The organism is Streptomyces chiangmaiensis (assembly GCF_036281785.1).
GTDB lineage: Bacteria > Actinomycetota > Actinomycetes > Streptomycetales > Streptomycetaceae > Streptomyces > Streptomyces chiangmaiensis.
Window position 1 is genome coordinate 1 of sequence record NZ_JAYWVC010000441.1, and the last position, 3120, is coordinate 3120.

The following is a 3120-nucleotide window of genomic DNA, read 5'->3' on the forward strand; positions in this document are numbered from 1 at the left end:
CGCCGACAAGCACATGGAGGGTGTCCGCTTCACCCGGTGGCTGCTCTCACCGATCCCCACGTTCCTGCTGTGGCGCCGTATGAAGCTGTGGGAGCTGCGCTCCTACGAGCAGGTCATCAAGCTCGAACAGGAACGCCTCGTCTACCAGGCGAGCCTCCACTCCCGCTTCGGCCGCGCTTGGCGCCGCAAGGCCCCAGTGGAATCGCTCATGCCCCTGAGGCTGGCCAAGTACGGCGTCCCCTTGTCCGAGACAGCCCTGGCCGGGCTGGCAGCTGCGGGCATTGATGAGCTGCCGATTCAGTTCACCGTCGCACGAACCCCGGTTACCGCGCATCGGCAGAGCCCCGAACTCGAGGCCGCCCTCGACCAAGAGAAGGAACTGACGCAGGCGGGCGGCGCGGAGCCCCAACCGGTGGTCGAGGCGGGAGCTGCGCACCCTGAGCAGTCACGTGAACTCGGCGGCGAAGGGGACACCCAACACCTCGCCAACGCCTACCAAGACTGGATGGCCGCCTTTGGACTCGAGCCCACGAGCGCGCAGTTCGCTCTGTGGCTCCAAGACCAGTACGGCATCGCCACCGCGGCCGGCGGCCCACTTTCCGACGAGCAACTCGAACCCCTGCTGCGACTCCTCAAGCAGCGTCACGCGCCCTCAATCGAGAACGAGACCGAACCCCAAGCTCAGCACGACACGGACGACGGATGGGCTGACTACTTCTACAACGCCTGGCTCGCATACGCGCAGGAGTATGGGGCCTACCCTGATGCTGCAGCCCTCGCCACGTACGTCTACGAGCGGGACCAGATCACCGGCGGCGACGGCCTGCCCATCACGGGCGAGGACGTGGAGTACTTCGTCTCCGCCTTCCGGCAGCGCGAGTTCGGCGAGATGAAGCCGCTCGCCTATGAGGAAGCCGAGCCTGCCGCACAGGCGTCTTCTGGCGATCCCCTCTCGAACGAGGACGCGCTTGAGGAGATACCGGCCGGCGCGAGCGCGCACCCCGCCAAGGAGGATCGCGTTCCCAGGGTGAGCGCGGCCATCGATGACCGGCCGGGCGAGGGCGAGGGGGCCGGGGAGCCCGCCGCGTTGACCACGGTCGACCGTTACTACCTCGCCTGGACGGAGTACCAGACCGAGCACGGCGAGGAACCCAAGGCCGAGCAGCTGTCCGCCTACCTTGCAAGCAGGAAGGGCATGAACGGCCGCGGTGGAAAACCGGTCAGCCCCTCCACCCTGCGCCGCTACCTGCTGCCATTCCGGGTGTACAACCTCTGGGCCGAGCAGCGGGTGCGCAACGATGCCCCGTTGCTTGACGCCATTGCGCAGGAGTGCGCAGCCCACGGGATCACCGCGCAGCACAACAAGCCCATCACCCCCGACTACATCTCAGCGCAGGCCGTCGACTTCGAGCGGCGCTGGCAGGCACTGACCCGCCACCACACGCAGCCCCAGCAGTGAGAAACCGCCCCTGCTCGCCACTACGCAACATCAAGCATCAACCGGCTGCGGGGGCGCGGGATGATGATGTGGTGAGGGGTCCGCCGGGAGGTGGACGGCGCCTGATCCCCCCATACGGCAGGAGAGCCGGGTATCTGCCATGGCGCCGCCTCGTACCAGCGATACTGGATGCATGGATGTGACGACCACCGCCCCCCGCGCCGAGGTGCTGCGGGACCGTTACCGCAGTCGGCTGCCCGAGCGCCTGCAGGAGCTGGCCGGTCCCGTCGAGGGAACTGTCGACCTGCCGCTCCGCATCGTCTGGTCCGGGCGGACGAGCTACAGTCTGGACCGCCCGAAGTCCCGCATGACGCTCTACCGAACCGTCCTGGCTGAAGGCCTGCGGGAGGACCTGGCGGCCTTCCTGCACCACCGGCTGCTGGCCGAGCAGTGGCCCGTTCTGCGTCGCTTGGTCAGCCCGTACATCCGCGAGGTCTGGGAGGACGCCTTCCCCGAGCTGCCCCGCACCGCTCCGGCCGATGCGACGGCCGCGTGAAGCTCACCCCGCTCCACGAGCGTCTCCTTGCCGACATCCTCGACCTCGGCTCCCCCTATCCTCTGGTCCTCACCGGCGGATACGCCGTGCAGGCCCATGGCCTGGTCGAACGCTTCAGCCGTGACCTCGACGTCGCCACCGAGAATCCCGCGCCGATGGACGAGATCGTCGCTGCCCTCACAGCCGGCCTCACCGCGCGCGGCTGGCGGACCACGCATGTCCAGACCGACCCGCTCAGCGGCCGGTTCCTTGTCACCGACCCGGACACCGGCGAGGAGTGCGAGGTCGACGTCCTCAAGGAGGCATTCTGGGCCCCTCCCGCCCAGACCCCCTACGGCCCCGTCCTCTCCCTCGACGACGTGATCGGCACCAAGGTCCGCGCCCTCGCCGACCGCGGCACCGTCCGCGACCTCATCGACGTCCGGGCCGCCTCCCGTCACCGCTCCACCGCCGACCTCGAATCCCTCGGCCGCCGCCGCGCCCCCGACGAGTTCAGCCTGGAAAACCTCCGTGACCGGCTCACCGGTGCGGACTGGTACGAGGACGAGGACTACGCCGCGTACGGGCTCACCTCCCGGCAGATCGAAGAGCTCAAGACGTGGGCGCTGGCGTGGGCGCAGGACCTGGGGGCACGGATCCACGACGAGAACGCCTGACAGGAGGCCGCACCCCTCTCCCGACGGCGTGATCACGCGCTGGTTGCGGTGTCGAGGATCTCATCCCGGACGGTCCTGCCACCGGACGGGTAGAGGGCGCAGCCCCAGTGGTCGGCGAGGGCGGCGACGAGCGCCAGCCGCGCCGGCCGGTCGGAGCGGATCGGGTTCCGACGTCCGCCCGAGGATGCCGCGGGCACCGGTCCCCGGCGGGGTCGGTGATCTCGATGCGGAGGCAGCGTCTCGATGCCGCGCAGGCAGGCCACGCGGCGCACGGCCGGGCAGCACTCGAGGCGGCTGGCCGTGTCGGCGATGCGCTGGTTGAAGCGGTGGCAGAGGATCTCCAGGCTAGGGCTGACTCCAGACCGTTAGCGAAGGTGAACTGTCCGCATCGGCGAACCGCTGCTTGCGCAGCCACTCGCACCGACACACTTGAAGCGCACGTTCACGCGCTCCATCACCAAATACCTCCG

At 69.0% G+C, this 3120-nt stretch carries 4 protein-coding genes; 3 read left to right on the forward strand and 1 reads right to left on the reverse strand.

The genetic code is table 11. From position 1 onward, the window contains the following. From VXC91_RS44040 to VXC91_RS44050, 3 genes are all read left to right on the forward strand, one after another. Window positions 1-1459, forward strand: a 1459-nt coding sequence (locus VXC91_RS44040) for a DUF2637 domain-containing protein (protein ID WP_329512958.1), incomplete at its 5' end; no start/stop codon positions are given. A gap of 172 nt (window positions 1460-1631) precedes the next feature. Next, a complete protein-coding gene (locus VXC91_RS44045; protein WP_329512959.1) occupies window positions 1632-1994 on the forward strand; it encodes a hypothetical protein in 363 nt (120 codons plus the stop codon). Continuing rightward, a complete protein-coding gene (locus VXC91_RS44050) occupies window positions 1991-2650 on the forward strand; it encodes a nucleotidyl transferase AbiEii/AbiGii toxin family protein (protein ID WP_329512960.1) in 660 nt (219 codons plus the stop codon). Before VXC91_RS44045 ends, VXC91_RS44050 begins: the two co-directional genes overlap by 4 nt. 32 nt (window positions 2651-2682) lie before the next feature. Here VXC91_RS44050 and VXC91_RS44055 read toward each other — a convergent pair whose 3' ends face one another. Further along, entirely contained in the window at window positions 2683-2847 is a 165-nt protein-coding gene (locus VXC91_RS44055; RefSeq protein WP_329512961.1) for a hypothetical protein, read from the reverse strand. Window positions 2848-3120 lie beyond the last annotated feature (273 nt).

Excerpts from the sequence above, each read along its gene's own strand:
- VXC91_RS44045 (WP_329512959.1), top strand. The coding sequence starts at position 1,632 with ATGGATGTGACGACCACCGCCCCCCGCGCCGAGGTGCTGCGGGACCGT.